Here is a 26,361-nt window from a genome sequence, read left to right as displayed (position 1 = left end):
TAGCGGTGTGTCGGTCAACGTCCTCGTCGCGAGACCATGGTCGTCGCGCGCAGGCTCGTTCCCACAGGGTTCAACTCAAATTCAACTGGCGAACAGGTAGGCCTCTACGTCCATCCCCGCGTCACGCATCTGCGCCAGCTTGTAGCGCAAGGTGCGCGGGCTGATGCCCAGACGTTCCGCCGCCTCCTTGCGCCGGCCACGCTCGGCACGCAGGGTGTCGATGATCATCTGGAACTCGCGCCGCCGCAGGTCATCGCCCAAGGCCCCAGCCGACTCGCCCTCGACTTCCGCCGCCGGTACGAATGCCGCCACCGGCGCCTGCGAAGCGACCGGCAATGGGGCACAGGCCACCGGGCCGGCCAGGCAGAAATCCTCAGGCTGGATCAAGCCGCCCTGCTGCAGGATCAAGGCTCGCTGGATCGCGTTATCCAGCTCCCGGACATTTCCGGGCCAAGGGTAGGCAACCAGGCAGGCCTGCGCCGCCGGCGACAACCTGGCGGCCGCATGCTTCATTTTATTGACGTGCCGGGCCAACAACCGCTCGGCCAGCGGCAGGATATCGGCAGTGCGCTCGCGCAATGGACGCCAGGCCAGGGGAAATACCGACAGGCGGTAGTAAAGGTCTTCCCGAAAACGACCCGCCGCCACTTCGCCGGCCAGGTCTCGGTTGGTGGTCGCCACCACGCGGATATCCAGGTGGATGGGCTTGCGCCCACCGACCCGCTCCACTTCCCGCTCCTGCAGCACCCGCAACAGCTTGGCTTGCAGCCCCAGGGGCATTTCGGAAATCTCGTCGAGCAGAATGGTGCCGCCATCGGCCTGCTCGAATTTGCCGGCCTGGGCCGCAATGGCCCCGGTGAACGAGCCCTTTTCGTGACCGAACAGGGTCGCTTCGAGCATGTTGTCGGGAATCGCCGCGCAGTTGATGGCAATGAACGGTTCGTTGGCGCGCCGGGATTGCTGATGGATATAGCGCGCCAGGACCTCCTTGCCGGTGCCGGACTCACCGGAAATCAACACAGTGGAATCGCTACGCGCCACTCGCGCGGCCAATTCCAGCAGTTGCGCACTGGCCGGCTCGAACGCCACCGGCCCTTCGCCTTCGACGAGCGGGACACCCAGCGCATGGCGCGCCACCAGATCCAGCAGCGCCTTGGGTTCGAATGGCTTGACCAGGTAATCCGCTGCGCCCTGGCGCATGGCGTCCACCGCTCGCTCCACCGCACCGTGGGCGGTCATCAGCAACACCGGCAATTGTGGATGGCGGGCACGTAACAGCCCGAGCAACTGGTGACCATCCATGCCCGGCATGTTCACATCACTGACCACCAGGTTGAAGGTTTCCCGAGCCACGGCCAGCAGCGCGTCCTCTGCCGAGCCAACGGCAACATAATCATGCCCGGCCAGCACCAGCGTGTCGGCCAGCGCTTCGCGCAGGGCCCGGTCGTCCTCTACCAGTAACACCTTGATCGCCATCACTTCACTCCACCTGTGGCGAACTGGAGAACAACGGCAGGAGCACCGTTGCACAGGTCCCACGCCCCAGTCGCGACTGCAATTTCAATTCTCCCTGATGGGCACGGGCCACGGCCTTGACCACGGTCAGGCCCAGGCCGGTGCCGGTGGCCTTGGTGGTGAAGAACGGCTCGCCGAGGCGAGCCAGCACAGCCGGCTCGATACCGCTGCCGCTGTCGCTGACACACAGACGCAGGGTCTCGGCCCGGGTGTAGAGGTGAACCTTGAGACGCACGTGCTCGCCGCCGGCCTGGATCGCATTTTCGATGAGGTTCAACACCGCCCCCACCAAGGTGTCACGGTTACACAGCACCTCACCGGCATGGCTATCACACTGCCAGCGGATCGGCAGGTCCCGCACATGGGTCAATGCCGCGGCCTGCAGGGATTGCAACAGCGCCTTCGGGGTTACCCGGTCGGTCAATGGCAACTCGCCGCGGGCGAAGACCAGCATGTCCCGCACCTGATGCTCCAGCTCGTGCAGGCGCTCTTTCAAACGTCCGGCAAAGCGCTGCTGGGTTTCCACCGACAGGGGTTGCTCGGTCAAATGACTGGCGTACAACAGGGCGGCGGACAATGGCGTACGGATCTGATGAGCCAGCGACGCCACCATGCGCCCCAGGGAGGACAACCGCTCATGGCGCGCCAACTGGTCTTGCAGGTGACGGGTTTCAGTCAGGTCGTTGAGCAGCACCAACTGCCCGGGCTCGGCGTCCAGCGAACGGGTCGAAATGGACAAGCGGCGACCATCCTTGAGGGAAACTTCATGACCGTCGTCTTCACGAGGCGCGAAGCAGCGGGCAATGACGTGTCGCCACAACTCGCCCTCAAGGGGCAGCCCGAGCAGCTCGCAAGCCGCCGGGTTGGCTTCGCGGACGAAACCCTGGGCATCGATGACAATGACGCCGCCAGGCAGAAGGTCGAGCAGGTTCTGCAGCCGGTTGGCCAGACGCTCTTTTTCCGCCAGCTCTTGCATGCGCTGGGCGCTGACCACCGCCAACTCCCCCTTGAGCTCGGTGACCCGGGCTTCGAGGAGGCTGTAGGAATCGGTCAGTTGGCTGGACACCTGATTGAACAGCGAAAACGCCTGCTCGAGCCCAAGCCGGCTTGCCTGCTCGGCGGACGGCATGCCCCCCGCATCGGGGACCGAAGACATCTGAACGTGGGCGGCTTGGCTCATCGGGCTCTCTCGCTTGGCTGACCGTCAGTTAAACGGAACGTTGAGAGAGCTTTAGCAATACCCGTGCCGAAAAAAAACCGCCTGAAAATCAGGCGGTTGCAAAACAGGCGTCAATCATCCGCCTGTTCGTCTCCTTCGCGACGGCTCATGCCGTACTTGCGCATCTTTTCCACCAGGGTGGTGCGGCGAATGCGCAAGCGTTCCGCCGCACGGGCCACGATGCCGTTGGCGTCGTCCAGCGCCTGCTGGATAAGCCCCTGCTCCAGGCCTCCGAGGTAATCCTTGAGATCCAGGCCCTCCGGCGGCAGTAGGGCATTGGCGGTGAAATCCGGCGTGTGGCCGTTGATCACCACCCGCTCTTCCAGGTCGCTGCGCAGGCTGTCGACCATTTGCTCGTCTTCGTCGTCGACGTAGCGGAACTTCTTGGGCAGCTCGGCCACCCCAATGACGCCATAGGGATGCATGATCGCCATGCGTTCCACCAGGTTGGCCAGCTCACGGACGTTGCCCGGCCAGCCATGGCGACACAGGGACATGATCGCCGCCGAATTGAAACGGATCGAACCGCGCTTCTCGTGCTCCATGCGCGAAATCAGCTCGTTCATCAGCAACGGGATGTCTTCGACCCGCTCACGCAACGGCGCCATCTCGATGGGAAACACATTGAGGCGATAGTAGAGATCCTCACGGAAACTGCCCACCTCGATCATGCTCTCGAGGTTCTTGTGGGTCGCGGCGATGATGCGTACGTCGACGCTCTGGGTCTTGTTGCTGCCCACTCGCTCGAAAGTACGCTCCTGCAGGACCCGCAGCAGCTTGACCTGCATCGGCAAGGGCATGTCGCCGATCTCGTCGAGGAACAGGGTGCCGCCATTGGCAAGCTCGAAACGCCCGGCCCGGCTGGTGATCGCCCCGGTGAAAGCGCCCTTCTCATGGCCGAACAGTTCGCTTTCCAGCAACTCGGCCGGGATCGCGCCGCAGTTGACTGGCACGAATGGCGCCTCGCGACGCTTGGAATGGTAATGCAGGTTGCGCGCGACCACTTCCTTGCCGGTGCCGGACTCGCCGAGGATCAATACGCTGGCGTCGGTGTCGGCCACCTGCTGCATCATCTGGCGAACATGCTGGATCGCCCGGCTGGTACCGACAAGGCTGCGGAACAGGTTGGGTTCACGATGCCTGCCGCGCTCGCGAGCCTGGTCATACATCTCGCGATAGACCTGGGCCCGGTGCAGCGAATCGAGCAACTTGCTGTAGCTGGGCGGCATTTCCAGGGTGGAAAGCACTCGGCGACGCTGGTCCTCTGGCAAGTCAAGGGAAGAATTTTCGCCCATTAACAAAACCGGAAGGAACTCATCCCAGGTTGAGAGTGTCTTTAGCAAGCCCAAAAGAGTTGCGGGAGCATTTACGGTCCCGATAAGGACACAAATGACTTCACGACTGGACGACAAAGAGCCGACTGCCTGCTGCCAGTCATGGCTTCCGCAGGGTAAATTTTCTTCGCCAAGAAAATTCAGGATCACCGCCAGGTCGCGGCGGCGAACGCTATCGTCATCGATCAGGAGAATTTTGGTTTCACGCCACATGCAATAGCAACTTCCCTAGTCAACTCAGTGCCCGGAATTAGGGGGCAAGCTAGACGCTTGCAGACTTGTCGTGCCTGTAGACGCCTGAAAAGTGTAAACAGCCACTAGTTAAGTCAAAAAACGCTGCAGAGTCAAATTTATGGCGCAGTTTGTTCGGATTATTTGAGCAGGATCAACCGAACAAGTGGTAAACCTTGGCCGCAGCCTGTGCCTGCTGGACCTGCGACATCTCGTTGACTATCGCCTGCCGCTCCCCTGTCGCCGCCTCGAGCAATTGCCTGTACACCCCCAGCAACTCCTCAAGATTACTGCGCAAAGCTGCCTCATCCACTCCGGATTCGCTCAGGGCGTCTTCCATGCAGGAACGGCAGGTCATGTCCAACTGACCGATTGCCTCCCAATTACGCTCTGCCAAAGCATCGACCAGGGCGTCACGGGTTTGTTCTATTCGCTGCAGGACAAGACTCATGAGAGTACTCCTTAGAATTGCGGACCAGGCGTGGCAATGGCATCCCAGCCTTCCTTGACCGTGCGAAGCAGATCGGCGACTTCGTCGAGAATCTTCGGATCGGTCTTCACATTGGCTTCGGCCAAGCGTTTCATCATGTAAGCGTAGAGAGCGTCCAACTCGGCAACCGACTCGGCCTGGTTCTCCAGGTCCAGGCCTTCACGCAGGCCACCAACGATACCGATGGCCTTGCTGATGAAGATGCCTTTGTTGGCGATATCCTTGCGCTCCATCGCACCCTTGGCCTGCGCGATACGGTCCAGGCCGCCTTCCATGAGCATTTGTACAAGACGATGGGGACTTGCTTCGGAGGTTTGCGCCTGGGCACCAATCTTCTGGTATTGGCGAAGGGCTAACATCGGATTCATGTTCTACCTCATCAAAAAACTTCGGTTCGTATAAAGAGCGTATCGACGCCACGTCAAAAAACTTTAGACCCGAAAGGCAAAAGCCCGGAACGTTGTCAAAACGTTGCCGGGCTTATTTGCGTCGGTGGAAAATCAGCTGTTTCTCTGTTGCGCTGTCAACGCCTCGAACATCGAGGTGATGTTGCTCGCAGTCGCCTTCAGCTTACCGACCAGGGTGTCCATGTCGTTGTACTTTTTGGTCAGCGTGGCAGTCAGAGTCACGACCCGGCGATCCAGGGCCTCCTGGTCGTTTTTGAGCCGGGTCTGAGTCTTGTTCAGCGCCGATGTACGCTGATCGAGGATGCCGCCGGTCTGGCTGTAGGGTTCGATAGCCTTGCTCATGCGCTCGAGCAAGCCATTGGAACCGGTGAACATCGTCTGGACTTCACCACTGAGCTTCTTGTCGTTCATTGCCGCGGTGAACTTGGTGTTATCGAAGTTCAACGCGCCCGTTTTCTGGTCGGTGGTGATACCCAGCTGGGCCAGTACCGTCAGCTTGTCGCCGGCCCCGGTTTGAGACAAGGGTTCGCGGATCGCCGCCAGGAGCGAACGAGGCAACGCGTCACCGGTCAGCTTTGCAGGTACCGTCGGGTTACCATCATCGTCAAGGGTCGGCTTGGTCAGCGCGGTGATGCTGTTGGCGACCGCGTTATAGGCATCGACGAACTTCTGGATCGAGGCTTTCAGGCCGTCATTGTTCGGCGCCACGGTAACGGTTGCAGTGCCATCCCCTCCAACGCCGAGCAGATTCAACGTCAGACCGGAGATCGCCGTGCTCACCGTATTGCTCTTGCTGGTCAGTGCCATGCCATCGATGGAAAAACTGGCATCCTTGGCCACGGCACCGATGGCCCCCGCCGAGGTAGCCGTCAGCGCGGCACCGTTGGCACCCACGACATTGGTCCCATCGATCTCCAGGCCAGCAATACCACTCACCGAGATGTCGGAACCTGCACCGGTCGTGCTTGAACCCAGCACCAGGCGCGAGCCGAAAGAGTCGGTCACGATGTTGGCACTGAAACCCGCAGCCTTGAGCGAAGAATCGGCGTTTATCGCGTCACGGACCGATTGCAGGGTCGAACCATCCGGCACATTGAGGTTGTAGTTGACCCCCTTCTGCGAGATGGTCAGGGTGCCCGAGGGGATGGCGCTGGTCGTACCACCGGCGAAGGCTGCCGAAGTAACCTTGGACGCCGTGGCGAGGTTGTTGACTTTGACCGAGTAAGTCCCGTTCACCGCCGAGTTGCTGGCGGTGGCCGTGAGCACTGTCGGGGCAGAGGATGTCGCAGCAAAACCCGCGAATTGCGGGTTGGTTGTGCTGCCCAAGTCCTTCATGGCGGTATTGAAAGCCGCCAGCAACGACTTCAGGGTTCCCACCCCGGAGATACTGTTGGTAGTCGTCGTCGTCGCTCGGGTGATCTGACCTTGCTTGGCGGCCTTGTCGGAATCGACCAGCGCCTTGACGATCGCGGTGGTATCAAGGCCAGAGCCTAGACCCAAGCCAGGTAGAATTGGACTTGCCATATGGGACTCCCTTCAGTGTGTCGCCGGCCTTTTGACCTTTACAACGCCCAAAAGAACATAACTACAAAATTCGTGCCGGTTGTCAGGCTTCGGCGCTGAACAACAAGCTGTTTGCATCATTCAAACTGTTGGCCAGTTTCAAAACTTCTTCGTTCGGGATCTGGCGAATCACTTCACCGGAATCACTGGCAATCACTTTGACCACTACTTTGCCAGAAGGCTCATCGATAGAGAACTCCAGGTTGCGCTTGACCGACTGGACGAACTTCTCGATTTCCTGAACTGCTTTCTTGAGTTTGTCCTGCTCTGCGGCAGCTTCTTTAGGAGTCTGCTTGACCGGTGTCACGATAGCGACGTCAGCCTGAGGCTTCTCCACTGGCTTGTCGGCCACTGTATGCACCGGCTTGGCCGCTGGATAAGACAAGTTCAGCTTCACGCTCATATCCATGTCCATCACCTCTTGAACGGAAAAAGCGAGAGAGCACGCAAGCGCACTCCCCCGCTAAAACTCATCCGACTATTACTGAAGCAGCTTCAGTACAGCGGATGGCAGTTGGTTGGCCTGGGCCAGAACCGAGGTAGACGCTTGCTGCAGAGTCTGCTGCTTGGTCAGTTGTGCAGTTTCAGCAGCGAAGTCGGTATCTTGTACGCGACCCAGTGCAGCACTGGCGTTTTCGTTGATGTTCTGCAGGTTGGAGATAGTGCTGTTCAGACGGTTCTGGGCAGCACCGAGGTCGGCACGAGCACTGTTGATGGTGTCGATCGCGCTGGTGATTGCGTCCATGGCGGCCGAGAAGTTGGTTTCAGCAGTTGCGCTGTCGGAACCAACGATGGTGATCGCCGAGTCAACACCCAGGGTGGCAGCGTCGAAGCTGGCGCTCAGGGTCAGGGTGATCTGGTTGTCAGAACCGTTGTTCGAACCGACCTGGAAGGTCATGGTGCTAGCGGTACCGTCCAGCAGGTTCTTGCCGTTCAGGTTGGTGCTGTTGGCGATACGGGTCAGTTCGTCGCTCATCTGCGAGAACTCTTTGTTCAGAGCGATACGGTCATCTGCGCTGTTGCTATCGTTACGAGCCTGGATGGCCAGTTCACGCATACGTTGCAGAATGTTGGTCTGCTCCTGCATCGCGCCTTCAGCGGTCTGCGCCATGGAGATACCATCGTTGGCGTTCTTGATCGCCATGTTCTGACCGCGGATTTGCGAGGTCATACGGGTAGCGATCTGCAGGCCTGCGGCGTCGTCTTTGGCGCTGTTGATTTTCAGGCCGGACGACAGGCGGGTCATCGAAGTGGACAGAGCATCGGAAGCCTTGTTCAGGTTCTTCTGAACGTTCAACGATGTGACGTTAGTGTTTACTGTTAAAGCCATGACGAATTCCTCGTTGGTTGGGTACTGCGGCTTCCGGCCCTGGCAACCGCCGGGTGTGGCCTAGAGAACCTTCGTAATAGTTATCGTCGGGTTGGGAACTTGCTTGAGGGCTTTTTTCAAAAAATTTGCTAGCAGACTGCCACCCCTTGAAAAACAAGGGCTTAGCCGGGAGAAAAGGCAAGAAAAATGGCGCCAAAAACCGGTTCCGGTAAATTGCGGGCAAAAAAAGTGGGAGCGGACTTGCTCGCGAAGGCGCAGGTTCAGCAGGTAACTGTGCTGAAGGTACCGACGCCTTCGCGGGCAAGCCCGCTCCCACATCTGGGTTGCGGTGTAATCAGTCGCGATAAAGGATCGCCGATCCCCACGACAGGCCCACACCGAAACCGCTGATGGCCACGCGTTTCCAGTCAGCATCCAGGACGTGCTTTTCCAGCAGCAATGGAATGCTCGACGACACCGTATTGCCAGTCTCGACCATGTCCTTTATGAACTTCTCCGGTTCGCCTTCGAAGCGGCGCGCCACGGCATCGACAATCGCCGCACTGCCTTGGTGGATGCAGAACGCATCGATGTCGCTGGCTTGCAACGACGACTCGTTCAACAGCTCATGCAAATGAGCGGGCACCTTGAGCAAGGCGAAATTGAAGACCTGGCGACCGTTCATGAAGAACACGCCATCACTGACCTTCAAATGTGGCGCACCGGAGCCGTCGGTACCGAACTTGGACTTGCCCAACTGCCAGCTGGCGCCCTCGGCCATCCAGGTGGCCGTGGCGGCATCGCCGAACAGCATGGTGGTGTTGCGATCTTCAGGGTCGACGATTTTCGAGTACGGGTCGGCGGTAACCAGCAAGCCGTTCTTCAGGCCTGCGGCCTCCATGAAGCCTTTCAAGGCATAGATGCCGTATACGTAGCCCGAGCAGCCCAGCGATATATCGAACGCCGCCACATGGGTCGGCAGGCCAAGCTTGTCCTGCACGATAGCGGCAGTGTGCGGCAGCCCTTCTTCATCACCATTCTGGGTGACGACGATCAGCGCGTCGATGGACTCGCGCGAAAGCTGTGGATTGTTGGCGAACAATGCATTCACCGCCTCGACACACAGGTCCGAGGTTTCCTGGTCGGCGTCTTTGCGCGGCAGAAACGCCGAACCAATCTTGCCAAGGATGAACTCTTCATCCTTCTCGAATTTGGCACCCTGAGCGTAGTTATCCACACCAGCGGTCGGCACATAACTCGCTATGCTTTTTATGCCAATCATCATGGCTTCCCGATCATGTACTGCGACTAGGTTCACCCCCAAAAGCTCAGGGGCGCGTCAAAAAAGGTTGATTTCCCAGGGCGGACGCCTTGTCCTGCGAACGAACAGGCCTCCACTCCAGGGAATACAATACAGTGAAGATGCACTTTATGACCTATGCGTCACGCCGTTTTGTTCTGGAAAAGCATTTTTTCATGACAAACGAAGCCATGTCATTTCCAGCGACGGTGCCGAAAACAGGACAAGAATCTTGGGATGGCGGCGCGATTCGGGGAAGGACGCCGGCAGGTTCAGCTGCCGGCGCTGATGGAAACCACTGAGATGGGTTGCGCAGCAGGTTAGCCCAGCAAGTCGGTCCAGGGTACGTTGCGTACCGCCCCCAGGGCGAAACCCGCGCCTTCCAGCGCCAGGTTCCCGTTGTAGAACCGATCCTGGGCGAATGCCTCGGACCACTTCTCGCGAAGGGCTGCAAGCGCCTGGGGGGTGCTGGCCAGCACGCCAGGCTGGATGACCTGCACGTGTGGCGTCCATACCGTCAGATAACCGGCCTGGCCAATTCTCAGACACAGGTCGACATCACCCAAGGCCTCGTCGAACAGCCCTGTGTCGATACCGTCAGCCGCTTCGAACAACTGCCTGGAAATCATCAGGCAGGCAAAAGACACCGCCGAGCAGTTCTGCTCCACCACCAGCCTGTTCATGTAGCCTCTGGCTGTCTTCGGCTCGCCGACGAAAGCCGAGCCGACTCCGTTGTTGAGGCCCAGGATCAAGCCAGCCTGGGTGATGCTGCCGTCGCGTTCGACCAGTTTGGCGCCGACCACTCCCACTTCCGGACGCAACACTTGATTGAGCAGCGACTCGATCCAGTTGACATTGACCACTTCGCTGTCAGCCGCCAGTGTCACCAGATAGTCGCCCTTGGCATGCTGACTCGCAGCGTTGATCAAGGTCCCCGTCGCGACACCCGGTTCGATATCCAACAATCGGACGCGGCTGGCCTGGTGTCCCTGGCCACTGAGCCAGGTGCGCAGTACCGAATTGTTTGCCGCCCCGGTGGGCACCAGCACTTCGTAACGCTGATATCGAGTGCGCTGCAGTACGCTGAGCAAGCAACGTTGCAGCGCGATCAATTCGCCAATGCCATGGACGATAATCGATACCATGGGACGATCGGCAAAACGGTAATCGATTTTATGCGTGCCCGGCACCGCAGCGCTCACGTCGGCTTGATACCCACGAACCGCCAGATGACGCAGCAATGTCTTGCGCTCATCGGCATTGTCCTTCAGCGCAGGCGCCTGGCAGATCAGCAGAGGTTCATCCAGGTGGGCAAGCCCTTCCAGGCCATCCTGCTCGATCAGACGCAACAACAGGTCGAACTCCATCGCATTCTTGAACTCGCGGGAATACCCGCCGAGCTTGACCAGCGTCTCGCGGCGTACCAACCAGTGACGGGCCATCAACGCCGGGGAGTTTTGCAGCAAGTCCAGGTTGAACCCTGGCCGGAAGACATCGGCCAGCGTACCGTCGGGCTGGCGCTGAAGCTCGTCCATCGCCACGGCCTGGCACTGTGGAGCGGCCAGTAATTCCACCCCCGCGCGGAACAGGCCGCCCGGCGTCAATTCATCGCCCACCTCGGCCATCACCATCCAGTCACAATCGCTCTGGTTGACAACCTGGTTGATCTTGTCGACGTAGTTGCTTTCGTTGACCTTGACGAAATGCAAAACATTCTGCGGCGTCGTCTCGGCTGGCAGGTCGCCGGTGGTGAACACGATTATCTTGAATGCCCGGCAGTAGCCGTTGATGATGCTGTCGAAGGTCGCCTGTAATTTGAAGACGTCCGCTTCCAGGTCCAGGAGCAAAATGCCGAACTTGGGGCCTCCATCGCGAGCCGCCAGGTATTTTGATACCTGCCCGGCTTCACCAGCGCTCGGCTCACGTGCCTCGAGCCAACGCAGCAATTGACCGGAACGCGTGGCATCGAACAGTTTCGCGGTATTTTCAAATGCCGCCGCCTTGAGCCGCTGGTCCCAGGCCTGGAGCATCTGCACGTAGCGCGTGTCACCCTTGGCCTGCATGAGCCCGAGCAGTTGCTTCACCAGATCCTGGTTGAAGGCATAGCTCAGGAAAGCCCTCGCCAGCTGTTCGTCAAGCGGCTCGGCGCTGGTGTTGCGCTGCGGCCGAGACAGCTCTTTCTGCCTGAGCATGACCGCTTCCAGCTCCCGCAACTGCACCTGTCCGCTCGGTGCTGCATGGAGCAGGAATTCCAGCGTGGTGAGCACGTCAAAGAAGGCCTGGTTATAGAACGGCATCTCAACGTATTGCATCGGTTCGAAACGACGAACCGGTTCGCCACGTCGCGAGTCCCAGATTGACTCGAACAGCTTCCTGCCCTGCGGTACCGAACGTTCGTCCTGCTTCTTGACGATGGCCTTGGCATATTCCCGCGTCGGGGTATCCGTGCCGAAGGCACTGGCCAGGGCCGCGGCAAAACGTTCCTGCTCGGCGGCCGCATGCAAGTCCGAAGCGCCAGGCACCGTAACGAGCGGGTTCTGTGGTTTTTCTATGCGGCTACGTTCGTGCAAGCCATGGGGAATGTCCAGCAAACGGACCTTGCCCTGGGCCATCAACCCATAGCAATGACCGGCCTGCTGCAACCGCGAATCAAAGCCGACGGGCAACGAAGCGTAGTTTCGCCGCAAGGTTTCAGTGCGCGTCAGTGCGCTCACCAATGACGGGCAATCCTCGGCGAACACGGCCAGGCGGGCTTCGGCCGATGAGGCGCAATAGTCTTCACAGCCCTTGCGGTCGAGCAAGTAGTAATCGACACGATCGGCATGGGCTTCGAACGCCAGGCTATAGCCTTGGCAGGCACTGTATTCGGCGTGTGCTTCGAGGAAACTCAACGATTGTTCGAGCGCTTGGGGCAGCAGGAAACTATCGGCGTCGGCAATCGCCAGGTAAGGCGTGACAACCCGCTCAACGGCCTGGCGAACCTTGTCGCCAAAACCACTCGCCCCAGGGGCATGCAGGTATTGCACACCAGGGAATGCAGCCGAGATACCGGCATCGATCAGGTTCGATGAGTCGATCACCAGCATGGAGAACGAACTGTCGCGGTAGTGGCGCAACGCACGTCGCAGGGCAGTCGACTGGTCGTGAGCAAGCAGCACCAGCGTAAACCGTTCATTCAACGGAGCAGTCGATCCTGTTGGGACATTGCTTTGCATATTCATTCCTTAAAAAGTGTGAAGCCACATCGGCGATACCGGGAGTTTCGGGATCGAAATCCGTCAGTCCGGTAGCCAGCCATTGGCCCAGTACTGCAAGTTATCGCCGCGCAATACAAAGTCGCGCAGTACCACTTCACGTAATTCGTCGCCCATCCGGTAACTGGCAATCGGATCCGCCAGGTGCATACGGATCGCCTCCAGCCATTCTTCCGTGCTGTTGGTGAGAACGCGAGTGCAAGGCAAATGACCCCGGTAAGCTTCGGTGTCCGAACAGATGACCGGATAACCGCACGCCCCGTACTCCAACAGGCGAAGGTTGCTCTTGCAGTCGTTGAAAATATGGAATTCCAACGGAGCCAGAGCCAGGTCCAGGTTCAAGCTGGCAAGTTTTGCCGGATAAAGCGCCAGACTCACCCCAGGATGAAACTCATGAACATAGGGCTTGAGCAAATCGGGGCACATGCCAAAGAAAACCCACTCGACTTCATCAGCCAACTCTTTGACGACATCGGCAATGAGCTCCAGGTCACCACGGTGGCTGGTGCCTCCGCCCCAACCGATACGCGGTTTGGCGGAGGTCGCACGCTGGCTCCTGAGTTGGTTCCACAGGCCGGCGGCCAGCATATTCGGCACCACACGGATGTCGTGGTGCATGCTCGACAAGACATCCGCCAGCGGATGGGTGGAAACCACTACCCGATCACATAGGCCGATTCCCTGGCGCAGCAGATCCTCGAGGTTATCCGGCATATTGCGACGGTGTTCGTTTTTTTCCGGGACCTTGGCTATGTAATCATCCAGCTCGTAGATGCGCATGGCCTTGGAGTAGGTCTTGACTTGGGTAATGTCCTTGAACTTGCCCACGTTATAGCGACCTTGAAGCACGATCACATCCGGTGACTGGCGTTCGATGTCGATGATCGAAGGCGTATCGTAGGCAACACGACCGACTATTCGGCCCGCCGCCTCCAGCTCGAACAACGGTTGACTGACCCGGTAATGCCCCACCGCCGAAGTATTGACCGCCATTCCCAGGATTGACGGTACGTTGCGGGTGATCAACGGATTCCATCCGGTGCGTGGGCCGGGTTCCAGGCTGAAACTCTTTCCGGTCAGGGTCAGGTTACGGTTGTAGGCAGGATCATTGGCGATCCTGGGCAACCAGCGCTGATAGAACGCCTCTTGTTCGTGCTCCAGCCGCTGCTTCCACGAAGGGTCACGACTGGCCTCCACGCCAGGTGCCAGCACAACATCGCTGTACGGCGTGGTAACGATCAGGTAGCCGTTTTTTCCGACCTGCTGGCACAGCTCCAGAGAGTTGATGCGCTGCGTGGTGATGGACTCATCAAACCCACCGACCTCCTCCAGAACCTGCTTGCGCACCAGCATGCAATGATCGCCGACGGCACTCCAGTTCTGCACTGTCTGCAAGCGTTGCATATAGCCGCCAGACGTGACCGATTCGTTGACGAAGGCCCGGCCCGCCAATCCACCCAGCCCCATGATCATGCCCGAGTCGATGACCCGGCCTTGCTGGTTGAGCGTGCGGGGGCCCACGATTCCAACCTCGGGACGTTGCCCATGATTGAGCAACTCGTCCAGCCAGGCGGCTTCCAGCAGGAGGCAATTGGGGTTGAGCAACAACAGGTATTCGCCGCGAGCCTGCTGTGCGGCGAAATTGCGCAGCACTGCTTCGCTAGCGCTTCCCGGATGCAGGAAGATTCGCAGCTTTTCACTGCCCAGATCGGCCATGGCCCGCAGCCAATGCTGCAACTCGGCGTTTTCACTGGCGTTGTCGACAATGATGATTTCATAGTGAGGGTATGCGGTCGTGCTGATCAGGCTGTTTACGCAGCGCTCCAGCGCGCCCAGGTCATCCTTGACGCTGATGACGATCGACACCAGTGGTCGCTCGGCGAACAGATATTCGATGCGTGGTACCAACGCCAGGAGCGGCCCTGGGTGGAGCTTGTGCGGCACGCCGATACGCTGCAGATGAGCGCTGATCGACCTGGCATTCTGCTCGATGACTTCCGGCAGCGACAGCCATTGTGCGAAGGAAAACGTTGACTCGACCTGGACTTCAGGAATATGCCCGATGACCTGCGGCCCGTCCGTTTCCACCAAGCGCCAGATCAGGTCGTGGGGCGCCAATTCGCCCAGGCTCGAATCGAATCCACCCGAGGCCAGGAATCGCGTGCGCTCGAAAGCCAGCGTCCGACCGACATAGGGATAACCTCGCATCAGGTCGACATTGAAGTCAGGCTTGAAGATCGGCTCCGCCGATTTTTCATCCGCCAACGCTCCTTCATCGCTGTAGATACAGGCCGCACCCGGCGAGCTGACAATCCGGTCGGCCATTATCAGCAACGCTGATTCGGTCAGGCGATCGCCAGCACGCAGCAGGTAGAACCAGTCGGCACCGTCCAGTTGAGGCAGCAGCCCGTTGAGCTGCTGCGCCCAGTCTGCTTGCAGGCCGAGGCGCAACACATGGTTCTCCAGCGCCTGGCGGCCGTTGGATAACAGCAGCACGGATTCGCAGGCGTAGGCTTGGGCAGCGATACTCTGCAGGGTAATGCCCAACGCATAAGGATCGTCCTGCTCGTCGATGATGACCGGGACGATCCTCGGACGATAGGCCCAGCGGGCGATCTGCCGGGACAAGACTTGCTTGCGCAATGGGCTGAAACGCCGACAGGCCAACCACTGCACATAAAGATCCGCATAGCTTTCGATGTCAGTGCCGACTTGCGAGCCGATGACGCCCTGCCGCGTCGCAATCACCGAGTAGACGTTGATTTCTTCCCACTCGGACGCCTCCTGTTCCTTGCTCCGATCCAGCGCCTGGTAACGCACCCATCCGCTGGCTGGCGCCGGCTCGCCACTGCGCTGGGCAAGCATTTCCTTGAGCCATGTCAGCTCCACCGTTGCCGCGTCAAGCATTTTGGCCTGACGCGCCAGGCGCTCCGGATGCAAGCGCTGGCCGCTTCCCTCGGCGTACAGCTGGACCAGGTTTCCACGGCGCAACAGGCAGATAAACAAGGCGAAATCAAGGACCGCCTCGAAGCCTTCACCGGGCCGCGCCAACGCTGGCAGCAAGGCCTCGACATCGGTACGACGCATCAACGCGCCACTTAAACCGCCAAGGATATTACGGGTGGTTTTCTCAAAATACGCCAGCATGTCGCTGCCATTGAACATCGCATCGAACTGCGTGATACCCGTGTTTTCAACACGGACCGGCAACGCATAGTTGTCTGCGTCGATCAGGTGATGCTTGTTGATCACCAGCGAGACTTGCGCATGCTCCTGCAGAATGGCTGCCTGCTGACTGACACAGAACGCCAGCAATTGGTCGTCATCGCAAAGGAACTTGATGAACTCGCCCGAAGATTCTCCAAGGCAACGCAACAGGTTCTGCTGGAACCCCAACCGAGTCGGGTTACGCAGGTAGCGCACCGCAACGTCGGAAGCCGCGCCAAGCTCCTGGACAATCTGCTCGATTTCATCAGTGCGGCAATCGTCGCAAATGACAATCTCGAGGTTCTCGTAGGTCTGCTCGAGTGCACTTTGCAAAGCGAGGCGGAAAAAGCGTGGGTTGAACGCGGGGATGGCAATGCTGACAAGAGGAGCTGAATTCACACGCATGGCTCTCAACCGGTGGGCGTCAACTCAGGCGAGAGCAGGACGTCCTGAATCGTAAAGGAACAGGTCGGGGACCGTGCTTGGCATCACGGCCCCCGCCTTGGATCAGATCTTGTTGAACAGTCCCAGCTGACTGATTTTGCTGAATGCCAACTGCGACGCCTGAAGCATAGTCTGCTGCAAAGTCAGGCGCGTCATCACTTCCGCCGGGTCGGAGTCACGAATGGCCGACTGGGTTTGCGAATTCGCCAGGACAAAGCTCTGGTTGGTATCGCTCTGGGTATCGAGGGACTGGCCGCGTCCACCCACAGAGCTCAGAGCACTGGTCAACTGGTCGGTTCCGCTGGCCAGGTTACCGATACCCGAAGCCAGCGCCGCGTTCAATTTCTGGATAGCGATATTGTCGCCATCGGCCGGCGTGTTCAGAGCAGTTCGCAACTGGTTCACGGTGTCCAGGATGTTCTGCGTCTCGTGGGTATTGACCGCGATGCTGAACTGGTCGTTGGCCGCCGGAGCACCATTGAGGGTGAAACTGACGCCGGATGCGGTGGCGACGTTGCCCGCCAGAGTCCCGCTGGATACCGGCTTGCTATCAGCGGTCAGGGGCGCGGCATACAGGTCGAAATCCGTGGCGCTGGTGAACTTCAGCACCGCCGACCCCGTCGGAAAACTGCCGTGGTAGGCCACCGGATCGGTGATTTCGCTACCGGTGATCTGGGTCGCAGTGGTGTTGCCCGGGCTGCGGGCAGGAGCGAACGAGTCGGGTTTGGCAGCCAGGGTAAAAGTATGGCCGGGCAACACCGTGCCTGGCGCGTCGCCCGCATGAAGGTTGACGTTCAGGGTCAGGTCGACGCCGCGAAAGCTGACGGTCTGGCCGACCTGGTTATTAGGCTCGATGACGCCACCCTTGCTGGCTTCAGCGGTGACATCGTTGCCGCCCGAATCGGTGATCTTCAATTGGGTGCCGCTGACGAACTCCACGGTGTATGGCTCGCCGCTGCGAAACTTGCCGTTGTAGGCAACGCTGGACGACACCTGCCCATTGGTCAGCACCACGCGACCATCATCCACCGCCGGCGCGGTCATGGTGACCTGGGTGCGACTGGTGTTGACGGCTTGCTGGAACGCTTCCCAACCGGTGCTGTTGGTGGCCATCGACATGGTGTCGCCGATAGGCAGGTCAAGGGTCACCTGGTCGCCATTGTAGCTGTAGGTACCGTCGTCATTGCGGGTGAACGGTACGACATCGCCTTTGGATCCGGCAAAGATGTATTTGCCGTTTTCATCCTTGGTGTTCATCAGGCTCAGCAGCTGCTCTTCAATCGATCCCAACTCAGAAGCGACGGCCTTGCGGTCTGCGTCGGTGTAGGCGGCGTTGCCGGCACTCACGGCCAATTCCTTGGCGCGCTGCAGCACGTTGCCAATGCTGGTCATGACCGCTTCGGTCGTGCCCAGGGTCGCCTTGATGGTGGTGACGTTCGCTTCATATTGGGAAAGCATCGAAGCCTGGTTGCCCAGTTGCAGCAGACGCGAAGCGCCCACCGGATCATCGGCGGCGGTGTTCACCCGCACCAGGCTGCTGGCTTCCTCACTGGTCTTGACGACCTTGGCGAAATTCTTCTGGTAGTTCGCAGCCGTGCTTTCGTAGAACTGAGAGGTGGAAATGCGCATGGGCTACGGCTCCTTAAAGACTGTTGATCAATGTGCTGAAGATTTGTTGCGCAGCCTTGATGATCTGCGAAGACGCGGTGTAGTACTGCTGGAACTTGACCAGGTTGCCGGTTTCTTCATCCAGGTCCACGCCAGACAGCGAGTCGCGAGCGGTCTTGGCGTTGTTCAGGATCGCGCCGGTGGCGGCGCTGTCGAGCTTGCCCTGGGCGGCCTTGGCGCCAACGCCTTCCACCAGTTTTCCGTAGGCATCGTTCAGGGAAATGCCCTTGCTGGACGAGCCGGTGTCCACGGTCTTGGCGGTTTGCAGGCCGGCCAGGACGGTGCCGTTACGGTTATCCAGGCTGCCAGGCTGGCTGAGGCTGATATTGATGCCTGACCCTTCGGATGGCGCGCCGGCAATGGACATGTCGAACGTGACGGTACGCTGCACCGGCGGTACGGACGAATCCATGATCGGGTTGCCACTGGCGTCCTTGAGCGGAACGCTCAGGCTCAGGGTGTTGCTCTGGCCCGGCTTGATCGTACCGCTGCTGATCGTACCGCCTTGGGCGTCGAGCAGCTGGTAGGCCTGGCTTGTGCCGTCGGCCGAAGTCGCACCGAACACCACCTTGACCGGCATGGAGTTCTTGATGCCGTTCTGGATGATGCTGGTGGTAGCTTCATCATAGATGTCCAGCTTGGTCGTCATGGTCGGCTGGCCGCTGGCCGGAATGGTCAGCGTGCCGCTGCCGCCCGGCGTAATGGCCGCGCCCAGCGGGGCCGCGATCGCCAGCCGCTTGGAGTCGGTCATCTCGGTCTTGATGCTGCCCGCCGCGTTGCGGGTCGGGGTGATCTTGAACGAATCGCCGGCCGCCGCGGTGCCGTTGGCAAAGGTCATCGAAAAACCGTCGATCACCGGCGGCGGCGTGGTCGTGGTGCTGAATGCCCCCATCGAAGTCCCGTCGGGCAAGCGCTGTACGATATATCCAGTGGCGCTGGTGAACGTCACTTTATAGTCGTTGGTGGTCAGCTTGCCGGTGTCTTCGATGGACACGTTGAAGTTGCCGGAACCTGCGCTGTTACTCAGCGCGGCGACGCTGCGCTGGCTCATCTGCGCAGTGCTGTTGATGTTGCTGAACAGGTTGGAGCCAAACGCACCGTTCTTGTCGATGCCCGAAGCCTGGATGGTATTCATCTGGTCGGCGACGACCAGTGCCACCCGGCCCAGCTCGTTCATGGCCGGATCCAGTACGGTGCTGCGATAGCGCATCAGGCCGCCGATTTCACCGCCGGTAATTACCTGGGTCAGGTCCATGACACTCGAGCCGCTGTTGAGCTGGATGCCCATGCGACCCGGGTCGTTCTTGTCCGGCACCGCCTCGAGTTTATTGGTGATATTGCCCATGACCAGTGGCTGGCCGGAGCCGAGGTAGATGTCCAGGCTGCTGCCGTTCTCGACGACCTGGGTGCCGGTGAACGTGGACAGTTGGCGAATGGTTTCGCTACGGGCATCGAGCAGATCGTTTGGCGCGCCGCCGGAGTTGGAGACTTCGGCGATTTTCTTGTTCAACTGGGCAACAGTGGTGGCCAGACTGTTGATCTGGTCGACCATGTTCGACAGGTTGCCGTTGATGTTCTCGTTCTGGGCGGTCAACTGGCTGGCAACCGAATTGAAACGGTTGCTCAAGGCCTGGGCATCGCTGAGCAGCAGTTGGCGGGACGCATCGTCCCCCGGCTTGGCGTTGACGTTCTGCACCGAGGCGAAGAACTTGGTCAGCGCACCGTTGAGGCCGGTACCGCTGTCCGACAGCAGGGAGTCCAGCGGAGTGATCTGCCCCTGGTAGGCCGCCGCATCGCTGTTGAGCGAGGTGGTGGTTTTCAACTGCGCTTCAAGATACGAGTTATATACCCGGCGCACATCGGCCAGGGTCGTGCCGGAACCAATGAACACGTTGCCGTACTGGTTCGACGCCTTGGTGGCCTGCACGGTCTGCTGACGCGAATACCCGGCGGTATCGACGTTGGCGATGTTGTTACCCGTGGTTACCAGTGCGGTCTGGCTTGCGGACAGACCCGACATCCCGATATTGAGCAAACTCATGGTTCAGACCTTATAAAGTCGTTGTGGCGCCAGCCGACGCGTAGTTTTGGTAACTCGTCATCTGCCGGGCTATGTTCGAAATCTTGCTGGCGTAGTTCGGATCGGTGGCGTAACCGGCCTTCTGCAACTCGCGTACAAACTGTTCCGGGTTATCGGCCGACTTCAGCACATCTTGATAGCGGCTGTTGCTTTGCAGCAGGTTGACCAGGTCATGGAAACTGTCGCGGTACGAGGCGTAGGAACGGAACTCGGCCGTCTCCTTGACCATCTCGCCATTGCGGAATTCGCTGGTGATCGCCCGGGCCGAATCGCCCGTCCAGTTCTTGCTGGCCTTGATGCCGAACAGGTTGTGGCTGCTGCTGCCATCGGGCTGGCGCATGACCGACTTGCCCCAACCGGTTTCCAGGGCAGCCTGGGCCACCAGGTAACGCGGATCGACACCGATGCGGTCTGCCGCTTCCTTGGCCATCGGCAACATGGCGTTGACGAACTCGTCGGCATCGCGGAAAGCCTTGCGCGCCGGCGCCAGCGGCGGCTGTGCCACGGCGCGGCCGTAAATCTGCATGTCGCCCTTGGACTCGGCGGCCTTGAGCGTCGCCAACCAGTCGCCATTGGCCAATTCGCCAGAGGCAGGCTTGACGCCGGTAACGGCGCGGTCCGGCAGGATGTTCATCGCGGGGGCATCGGCATTGACCTTGCCATTGGCCACAGCCGAAGGCACCAGCCCGGCCAACAGTCGGTCGGCCAGTTTCGGCGGCAAGGCCAGGCGACGCTGATTGAGCAGCTCCATGTCGTTGCGGTGACCACCCTCGCCCGCTTCCTGCGGTGCCCTCACGGCCCGCGAAGCCCACAGCGGACGTTGGCCGCTGGTGCGCGAAAGAGGCCCGTCGGACAGGGTTCCGGCAGCCACAGGCGTGGGCACCGGTGCCTTGGCAACCTGATCCTGCGCCTCTTGCTGCTTGGCGGCCGACAACGTGGCCGCCTCGCCCGATGCCAGGGGCTTGTTCTTGGACATCTGACGCAGCAACACATCCGCCAGGCCGATGCCTCCGCCCTCGCGGGACATGGAAACGGCCAACTGCTGGTCGTACATTTCCTGGTACTGCTTGGCCTCGGGCGTATTCATGGGGTTGTCCTTGCCCAGCACCTCGGTGGCCGAACGCATGGACTTGAGCATCTCGCCGATGAACAGCGACTCGAACTCCTGCGCCACCTTGCGCAGGTTACCGTCGCTGTTCTTGTCGCCGACCTTGAGCTGATTCAGGCGATTGAGGTCCGAGTAGGAAGCCGAATCCCCGCTGATCAAGGCACCTTTGCGCATATCCATGGCTCGTTCCTTAAATCACGATCAGGTCGGCTTGCAACGCGCCGGCCTGCTTCAAGGCTTCGAGAATCGCCATCAGGTCGCCCGGTGCCGCGCCGACCTGGTTCACCGCCCGGACGATTTCATCCAGGGTCGTGCCCGGGCCGAACTTGAACATCGGCTTGGCTTCCTGCTCGGCATTGACCCGCGAGCGGGGAACCACGGCGGTCTGGCCGTTGGACAACGGCCCCGGCTGGCTGACGATCGGGTCTTCGGTGATGGTCACCGTCAGGCTGCCGTGAGTCACCGCCGCTGGCGACACCTTGACGTTCTGGCCGATCACGATGGTACCGGTGCGCGAGTTGATGATGACCTTCGCCACCGCCTGGCCCGGATCGACTTCCAGGTTTTCCAGGATCGACAGGTAGTCGACCCGCTGGCTCGGGTCCAGGGGCGCAGTGACGCGGATCGAACCGCCGTCGATGGCCTGGGCCACGCCTGGGCCGAGCATGTCGTTGATCTTGTCGACGATGCGCTTGGCGGTGGTGAAGTCGGAACGGTTGAGGTTCAGCGTCAGGCTGTTGCCCTGGTTGAAACCGCTCGGCACCGCACGCTCCACCGACGCACCGCCAGGGATGCGACCTGCCGACGGAACGTTGACGGTGATCTTCGAACCATCGCGCCCTTCGGCATCGAAACCACCCACCACCAGGTTGCCCTGCGCAATGGCGTAGACGTTGCCGTCGATCCCCTTGAGCGGCGTCAGCAGCAAGGTGCCACCACGCAGGCTCTTGGAGTTACCGATGGAGGAAACGGTGATATCCACTTGCTGACCGGGCTTGGCGAACGCCGGCAGATCGGCGCTGACCGAGACCGCCGCGACGTTCTTCAACTGCACGTTGCCCGAACCCGCCGGCACCTTGATGCCGAACTGCGACAGCATGTTGTTGAAGGTCTGCAAGGTGAACGGCGTCTGGGTGGTCTGGTCACCCGTGCCGTTCAACCCCACGACCAGGCCGTAGCCGATCAACTGGTTGGAACGCACGCCGGAGATGCTGGCGATATCCTTCAGGCGCTCGGCTTGAACGCTGAAGGCCGCCGACATGACCAGGACACCGAGCAACAGCTGTTTAAGATTCAACTTGACCACCTAGAAAGGGAACTTGGGGCTGAGGAAGAAACGGTCGAACCAGCCCGGCTGACTCGCATCGGCAAACGCACCGGTACCCGAGTACGTAATGCGCGCATCGGCCACACGAGTCGACGAAACGGTGTTGTCGGTCGCGATGTCATCCGCACGGACCATACCCGCGATACGCACCAGTTCGTCACCGGTGTTGAGGGTCAGCCACTTCTCGCCCCGCACGACGATGATGCCGTTGGGCAGCACATCGGCGACGGTCACGGTGATCGAACCGGTCAGGCTATTGCTCTGCCCGGACTTGCTGTCACCCTTGGTGGCCCGGTCGGCGCCATAGCCGGCGTTGAGGCTCAGGTCATTGCTGCCGATCGGGTTGTTGGTGGTCAGGCTGGAACCGAACAGCGAGGTAAGGCCGACGCTGGTCTCGCTGGTCTTGTCGATCTGCGAGTTGGCGTTCTTGCTGGCCTGGGTCCGCTCGTTCAGGGTGATGGTGATGATGTCACCGACCCGGAAGGCCTTGCGGTCGCTGTACAGGTTCTGTTCGAAGCCGGCCTGGTAGATCGAGCCGTTATTGGCGGCGGCCGGCAACGGCGTGCGCGGCAACACCGGAGCGTAGTACGGGTCATTGGGCTTGGGCGTAGGCGCGACGCAGCCCGCGAGCGCGGTGATCCCACTCAGTGCCAGTACAGATACAAAGCGATTCATGACCCTACCTCTAGGTGTTGCAGGCGACCCAGGGTCGCCCTGACGTGATTACAGATTCTGTGTAACGAACGAGAGCATCTGGTCGGCGGTGGAGATCACCTTGGAGTTCATCTCGTAGGCGCGCTGGGTGGTGATCATGTTGACCATCTCCTCAACGGTGCTCACGTTGGACGTTTCCAGGGTGTTCTGCAGCGTGGTGCCGAAACCGTTCAACCCCGGCGTGCCGACTTGCGGCGCACCGCTGGCGGCGGTTTCCAGGAACAGGTTGTTGCCCACCGCTTGCAGGCCGGCCGGGTTGATGAAGTCGGCGGTCTGCAGGTTGCCGATCACCTGGGCGGCCGGGTTGCCCGCCACAGTGATGGACACGGTGCCGTCACGGCCCACGGTGAAGGTCTGGGCATCGTTCGGGATGATGATGGCCGGCTCCAGGGCGAAACCGCTGGCATTGACGATCTGGCCATTGGAATCGAGGTGGAACGTACCGTCACGGGTATAGGACGTGGTGCCGTCCGGTTGCAGGATCTGGAAGAAGCCGCGACCGTCGATAGCCATGTCCAGCGGCTGCTCGGTGGTCTGCAGGCTGCCGGCGTTGAAGTTCTTCTGGGTGCCGACGATGCGCACACCCGTACCCACTTGCAGGCCCGACGGCAGCTCGCTGTCCTGGGTCGACTGGGCACCTGGCTGGCGCTTGACCTGATACAGCAGGTCCTGGAATTCGGCGCGATCACGCTTGAAGCCCGTGGTCGACACGTTCGCCAGGTTGTTGGAAATGGTGGAAAGGTTGGTGTCCTGGGCGGACAGACCGGTTTTGGCAACCCATAGAGCCGGAAGCATTCGATTCTCCTCGTACGCCTGTTTTTCGGCGCGACGCTGTAGTTAATGGTTAGATCTGCAAGACCCGAGCCATGGCCTCGTCGCCTTCTTTGGCGGTGTTCATCATTTTCACGTGGAGCTCGAATTGCTTGGCCAGGGCCAGCACCGACGTCATCTCATCCACGGCATTGACGTTGCTCGCTTCCTGGAAGCCCGACACCAGTTGCACGTTGGCATCGATGGGCGCCGGCTGGCCGTCCTTGGTACGGATCGTGCCGTCCAGGCCCTTGGTCATGTTCCTGGGGTCCGGGTTGACCAGCTTGATGCGGTCGACCTCAGCCATCACGCGCGGGCCTTCGCCCATGGCGCGGATGCTGATGGTGCCGTCCTGGCCGATCTCGATCTTCTGCTCCGGCGGCACGGCGATCGGACCGCCGTTGCCCATGACCGGCATGCCGTTGCCGGCCCGCAGCACGCCCAGGGCGTCAACGTTCAGGCTGCCGGTGCGCACATAGCTTTCGCCCCCGTCGGGGTTCTGCACGGCCATCCAGCCCGGCCCGCTGACAGCCACGTCCAGGTCGCGACCGGTTTCAACCAGTGCACCCGGCGTGAAGTCCGTGGCTGGACGTTCGGACATGGCGAATGCCCGCGCCGGAAAGCTGTCGCCGAACACGGGCATCGAACGTGCCTGCTCCAGGTCTTTCTGGAAGCCGTTGGTGGAGATGTTCGCCAGGTTGTTGGCATGGGCCCGTTGCGCCAGCGCATTCTGGCTGGCGCCGGTCATTGCCACATAAAGGTACTTGTCCACTTTCGTTCCTCTGCATGCCGGACGTTTGCCGTCCACTGCTGTGTTGCACAGCCTCAAGCAATTTGCAGACCAACTTTTTCCTGACGGCGCCAAGCCCGGCAAACAAAGGGGTTGAGGGACTTCGAGAGGGAGGCCATCAACCGATGGAAGACGAAAAACCGGCGGTGTCATGCCGCCAAGTGGCAAGGGCTGGCCTGGAGGCTGGAGGCATCGCCGGCCATCACGGACAAGCCAGACCAGGGACAGGTCCGATTTAAGGCGCAGCGCAAGCCGCCACCCCCACGACTTGCCTGGATATTCCTGGCCCGACAGGGCCGCCAACCCCCGAGGCCAGACCAAGGTGTGTCAGTGAAGCTCAGGTCCCTGACACGGCGTTTCGCCGAATGAGGCCTTGCAGGACAACGCCTCGGTCATACTTTCAACCAGCCAGTCAGGCTCTCATCAAGGCATTGCCCAGGGTTTCCACCACCCGACCTTGCTGGTCGTCGGTCATGCCCAGCCAGAGTGGCAGACGCAACAAACGCTCGGAATAGCCATCCGTGATTTCCATCGAGCCATGAACCCGCCCATAACGTGCGCCCGCAGGCGAAGAATGCAGCGGCACGTAATGGAACACGGCATGGATCGCATGCTTTTTCAGCGTATCGAGCACCGCCTGGCGCTCTGCGCCCGGGGCGAGGAGCACGTAGTACATGTGGGCGTTGTGCTGACAATCTTCAGGGATTATCGGACGACGCAGCACCCCTTGGAATTCCAGCTCCGCCAATGCGGCATGGTAGCTATGCCAGATCGCCAGACGGCGATGGGTGATGGCCTGGGCTTCTTCCAACTGGGCCCAGAGGAAGGCGGCAATGATTTCTCCGGGCAGGAACGACGAGCCCACCTCCTGCCAAGTGTATTTGTCTACTTCGCCCCGGAAGAAACGACTGCGATCGGTACCTTTTTCCCGAATTATCTCGGCCCGCAGCGCCAGCTCGGGGTCATTGACCAGCAAAGCCCCGCCCTCACCCGAAATCACGTTCTTGGTTTCGTGAAAGCTGAATGCTCCAAGGTCACCGATGCTGCCCAGTGCTCGGCCTTTATAGGTCGACATCACGCCTTGTGCGGCGTCTTCAACCACTGCCAGCCCATGCTTGCGGGCAATCGCCAGGATGGCATCCATCTCGCAGGCCACCCCGGCGTAATGGACGGGCACGATGGCCTTGGTCCGGGATGTGATTGCTGCCTCGACCAGACGCTCATCCAGATTCAGGGTATCGGGTCGTATATCGACGAAGACCGGCACTGCGCCACGCAATACAAAGGCATTGGCGGTGGAGACGAAGGTATAGGAGGGCAGGATGACTTCATCGCCAGGCTGGATATCCAGCAGCAAAGCCGCCATCTCCAGCGCAGCGGTACATGAATGCGTGAGCAATGCCTTGCTGCAACCAGTATTGGACTCCAGCCAGCGGTGGCACTTCTTGGTGAATGGGCCATCACCGGCGAGCATGTTTCCGAACTTGGCCTGGGCAATGTAATCCAGCTCCCTGCCGGTCATGTAGGGGCTGTTGAAGGCGATCGTTTCTTGGCTCATTGCAAACTTCCATGGGTGGGCATAGTCATCAGT

The 26,361-nt window shown here is 60.2% G+C and carries 20 protein-coding genes; 1 reads left to right on the top strand and 19 read right to left on the bottom strand.

Annotated features, from left to right (window positions below; genetic code table 11):
* Positions 1-81: 81 nt before the first annotated feature.
* From fleR to BLP99_RS00180, 9 genes are all read right to left on the bottom strand, one after another.
* Positions 82-1,476: a sigma-54-dependent response regulator transcription factor FleR gene (gene fleR / locus BLP99_RS00220; protein ID WP_072458138.1), complete on the bottom strand. Its 1,395-nt coding sequence runs from the start codon at positions 1,474-1,476 to the stop codon at positions 82-84.
* Between the two features lie 4 nt (positions 1,477-1,480).
* Entirely contained in the window at positions 1,481-2,671 is a 1,191-nt protein-coding gene (locus BLP99_RS00215; RefSeq protein WP_172834668.1) for a sensor histidine kinase, read from the bottom strand.
* Positions 2,672-2,805: 134 nt separating this feature from the next.
* Positions 2,806-4,281: a sigma-54 dependent transcriptional regulator gene (locus BLP99_RS00210; RefSeq protein ID WP_072389509.1), complete on the bottom strand. Its 1,476-nt coding sequence runs from the start codon at positions 4,279-4,281 to the stop codon at positions 2,806-2,808.
* A gap of 172 nt (positions 4,282-4,453) precedes the next feature.
* Entirely contained in the window at positions 4,454-4,750 is a 297-nt protein-coding gene (locus BLP99_RS00205) for a flagellar protein FliT (RefSeq protein ID WP_072389511.1), read from the bottom strand.
* 11 nt (positions 4,751-4,761) lie between these two features.
* On the bottom strand, positions 4,762-5,157 hold the full coding sequence (fliS, locus tag BLP99_RS00200; protein WP_072430256.1) for a flagellar export chaperone FliS: 396 nt from the start codon (positions 5,155-5,157) through the stop codon (positions 4,762-4,764).
* A 132-nt stretch (positions 5,158-5,289) separates the two neighbouring features.
* Complete coding sequence (fliD, locus tag BLP99_RS00195; protein WP_072430255.1) at positions 5,290-6,720, bottom strand: flagellar filament capping protein FliD; 1,431 nt, start codon at positions 6,718-6,720, stop codon at positions 5,290-5,292.
* Between the two features lie 82 nt (positions 6,721-6,802).
* On the bottom strand, positions 6,803-7,168 hold the full coding sequence (locus BLP99_RS00190; RefSeq protein ID WP_072430254.1) for a flagellar protein FlaG: 366 nt from the start codon (positions 7,166-7,168) through the stop codon (positions 6,803-6,805).
* 72 nt (positions 7,169-7,240) lie between these two features.
* The gene (locus tag BLP99_RS00185) at positions 7,241-8,089 is read right to left on the bottom strand and encodes a flagellin domain-containing protein (protein WP_039593098.1); all 849 of its coding nucleotides are present in this window, start codon (positions 8,087-8,089) and stop codon (positions 7,241-7,243) included.
* Between the two features lie 334 nt (positions 8,090-8,423).
* Positions 8,424-9,350, bottom strand: coding sequence for a ketoacyl-ACP synthase III (locus tag BLP99_RS00180; RefSeq protein ID WP_072430559.1), 927 nt, complete (start codon positions 9,348-9,350; stop codon positions 8,424-8,426).
* Positions 9,351-9,499: 149 nt separating this feature from the next.
* Here BLP99_RS00180 and BLP99_RS26350 point away from each other — a divergent pair, with 149 nt between their 5' ends.
* The gene (locus BLP99_RS26350; protein ID WP_176776485.1) at positions 9,500-9,670 is read left to right on the top strand and encodes a hypothetical protein; all 171 of its coding nucleotides are present in this window, start codon (positions 9,500-9,502) and stop codon (positions 9,668-9,670) included.
* A gap of 18 nt (positions 9,671-9,688) precedes the next feature.
* Here BLP99_RS26350 and BLP99_RS00175 read toward each other — a convergent pair whose 3' ends face one another.
* The 10 genes from BLP99_RS00175 to rffA form a co-directional block, all read right to left on the bottom strand.
* Positions 9,689-12,583, bottom strand: coding sequence for a glycosyltransferase family 2 protein (locus tag BLP99_RS00175; protein WP_092179472.1), 2,895 nt, complete (start codon positions 12,581-12,583; stop codon positions 9,689-9,691).
* 63 nt (positions 12,584-12,646) lie between these two features.
* A complete protein-coding gene (locus BLP99_RS00170; RefSeq protein WP_072458158.1) occupies positions 12,647-16,228 on the bottom strand; it encodes a glycosyltransferase in 3,582 nt (1,193 codons plus the stop codon).
* Positions 16,229-16,336: 108 nt separating this feature from the next.
* A complete protein-coding gene (locus BLP99_RS00165) occupies positions 16,337-17,902 on the bottom strand; it encodes a flagellar hook-associated protein 3 (protein ID WP_072430252.1) in 1,566 nt (521 codons plus the stop codon).
* A gap of 13 nt (positions 17,903-17,915) precedes the next feature.
* Positions 17,916-19,982, bottom strand: a complete 2,067-nt coding sequence (flgK, locus tag BLP99_RS00160; protein WP_092179470.1) for a flagellar hook-associated protein FlgK — start codon at positions 19,980-19,982, stop codon at positions 17,916-17,918.
* A gap of 10 nt (positions 19,983-19,992) precedes the next feature.
* Positions 19,993-21,309 (bottom strand): flagellar assembly peptidoglycan hydrolase FlgJ, encoded by a 1,317-nt coding sequence (flgJ, locus tag BLP99_RS00155; protein ID WP_072389551.1) that lies wholly within the window; start codon positions 21,307-21,309, stop codon positions 19,993-19,995.
* Between the two features lie 10 nt (positions 21,310-21,319).
* Positions 21,320-22,390, bottom strand: a complete 1,071-nt coding sequence (locus BLP99_RS00150) for a flagellar basal body P-ring protein FlgI (RefSeq protein ID WP_165887907.1) — start codon at positions 22,388-22,390, stop codon at positions 21,320-21,322.
* A gap of 45 nt (positions 22,391-22,435) precedes the next feature.
* Positions 22,436-23,131 (bottom strand): flagellar basal body L-ring protein FlgH, encoded by a 696-nt coding sequence (gene flgH, locus BLP99_RS00145; RefSeq protein ID WP_072389553.1) that lies wholly within the window; start codon positions 23,129-23,131, stop codon positions 22,436-22,438.
* Positions 23,132-23,179: 48 nt separating this feature from the next.
* The gene (gene flgG, locus BLP99_RS00140) at positions 23,180-23,965 is read right to left on the bottom strand and encodes a flagellar basal-body rod protein FlgG (protein WP_053154880.1); all 786 of its coding nucleotides are present in this window, start codon (positions 23,963-23,965) and stop codon (positions 23,180-23,182) included.
* 49 nt (positions 23,966-24,014) lie between these two features.
* Positions 24,015-24,752 carry a flagellar basal body rod protein FlgF gene (locus BLP99_RS00135; protein WP_072430250.1) on the bottom strand — a complete coding sequence of 246 codons (738 nt, stop codon included), beginning with the start codon at positions 24,750-24,752 and terminating at the stop codon, positions 24,015-24,017.
* Between the two features lie 430 nt (positions 24,753-25,182).
* A complete protein-coding gene (gene rffA / locus BLP99_RS00130; RefSeq protein ID WP_072458140.1) occupies positions 25,183-26,328 on the bottom strand; it encodes a dTDP-4-amino-4,6-dideoxygalactose transaminase in 1,146 nt (381 codons plus the stop codon).
* Positions 26,329-26,361 lie beyond the last annotated feature (33 nt).

This window comes from Pseudomonas sp. NFACC32-1 (genome assembly GCF_900101215.1).
In the GTDB taxonomy this organism is placed as follows: Bacteria; Pseudomonadota; Gammaproteobacteria; order Pseudomonadales; family Pseudomonadaceae; genus Aquipseudomonas.
The sequence above is the reverse complement of the archived record's forward strand: the minus strand, read 5'-3'. Positions and strand labels throughout refer to the sequence as shown.

What these genes read in the sequence shown, in the direction of transcription:
- flgH (WP_072389553.1), bottom strand. Translation starts at nt 23,131, where the DNA reads ATGAATCGCTTTGTATCTGTACTGGCACTGAGTGGGATCACCGCGCTC.
- flgJ (WP_072389551.1), bottom strand. Translation starts at nt 21,309, where the DNA reads ATGGATATGCGCAAAGGTGCCTTGATCAGCGGGGATTCGGCTTCCTAC.
- BLP99_RS00185 (WP_039593098.1), bottom strand. Translation starts at nt 8,089, where the DNA reads ATGGCTTTAACAGTAAACACTAACGTCACATCGTTGAACGTTCAGAAG.
- fliD (WP_072430255.1), bottom strand. Translation starts at nt 6,720, where the DNA reads ATGGCAAGTCCAATTCTACCTGGCTTGGGTCTAGGCTCTGGCCTTGAT.
- BLP99_RS26350 (WP_176776485.1), top strand. Translation starts at nt 9,500, where the DNA reads ATGACCTATGCGTCACGCCGTTTTGTTCTGGAAAAGCATTTTTTCATG.
- fliS (WP_072430256.1), bottom strand. Translation starts at nt 5,157, where the DNA reads ATGAATCCGATGTTAGCCCTTCGCCAATACCAGAAGATTGGTGCCCAG.
- BLP99_RS00210 (WP_072389509.1), bottom strand. Translation starts at nt 4,281, where the DNA reads ATGTGGCGTGAAACCAAAATTCTCCTGATCGATGACGATAGCGTTCGC.
- BLP99_RS00180 (WP_072430559.1), bottom strand. Translation starts at nt 9,350, where the DNA reads ATGATTGGCATAAAAAGCATAGCGAGTTATGTGCCGACCGCTGGTGTG.
- BLP99_RS00150 (WP_165887907.1), bottom strand. Translation starts at nt 22,390, where the DNA reads ATGTCGGCGGCCTTCAGCGTTCAAGCCGAGCGCCTGAAGGATATCGCC.
- BLP99_RS00205 (WP_072389511.1), bottom strand. Translation starts at nt 4,750, where the DNA reads ATGAGTCTTGTCCTGCAGCGAATAGAACAAACCCGTGACGCCCTGGTC.
- flgK (WP_092179470.1), bottom strand. Translation starts at nt 19,982, where the DNA reads ATGAGTTTGCTCAATATCGGGATGTCGGGTCTGTCCGCAAGCCAGACC.
- rffA (WP_072458140.1), bottom strand. Translation starts at nt 26,328, where the DNA reads ATGAGCCAAGAAACGATCGCCTTCAACAGCCCCTACATGACCGGCAGG.
- fleR (WP_072458138.1), bottom strand. Translation starts at nt 1,476, where the DNA reads ATGGCGATCAAGGTGTTACTGGTAGAGGACGACCGGGCCCTGCGCGAA.
- BLP99_RS00165 (WP_072430252.1), bottom strand. Translation starts at nt 17,902, where the DNA reads ATGCGCATTTCCACCTCTCAGTTCTACGAAAGCACGGCTGCGAACTAC.
- BLP99_RS00175 (WP_092179472.1), bottom strand. Translation starts at nt 12,583, where the DNA reads ATGCAAAGCAATGTCCCAACAGGATCGACTGCTCCGTTGAATGAACGG.
- BLP99_RS00215 (WP_172834668.1), bottom strand. Translation starts at nt 2,671, where the DNA reads ATGTCTTCGGTCCCCGATGCGGGGGGCATGCCGTCCGCCGAGCAGGCA.
- BLP99_RS00190 (WP_072430254.1), bottom strand. Translation starts at nt 7,168, where the DNA reads ATGGATATGAGCGTGAAGCTGAACTTGTCTTATCCAGCGGCCAAGCCG.
- flgG (WP_053154880.1), bottom strand. Translation starts at nt 23,965, where the DNA reads ATGCTTCCGGCTCTATGGGTTGCCAAAACCGGTCTGTCCGCCCAGGAC.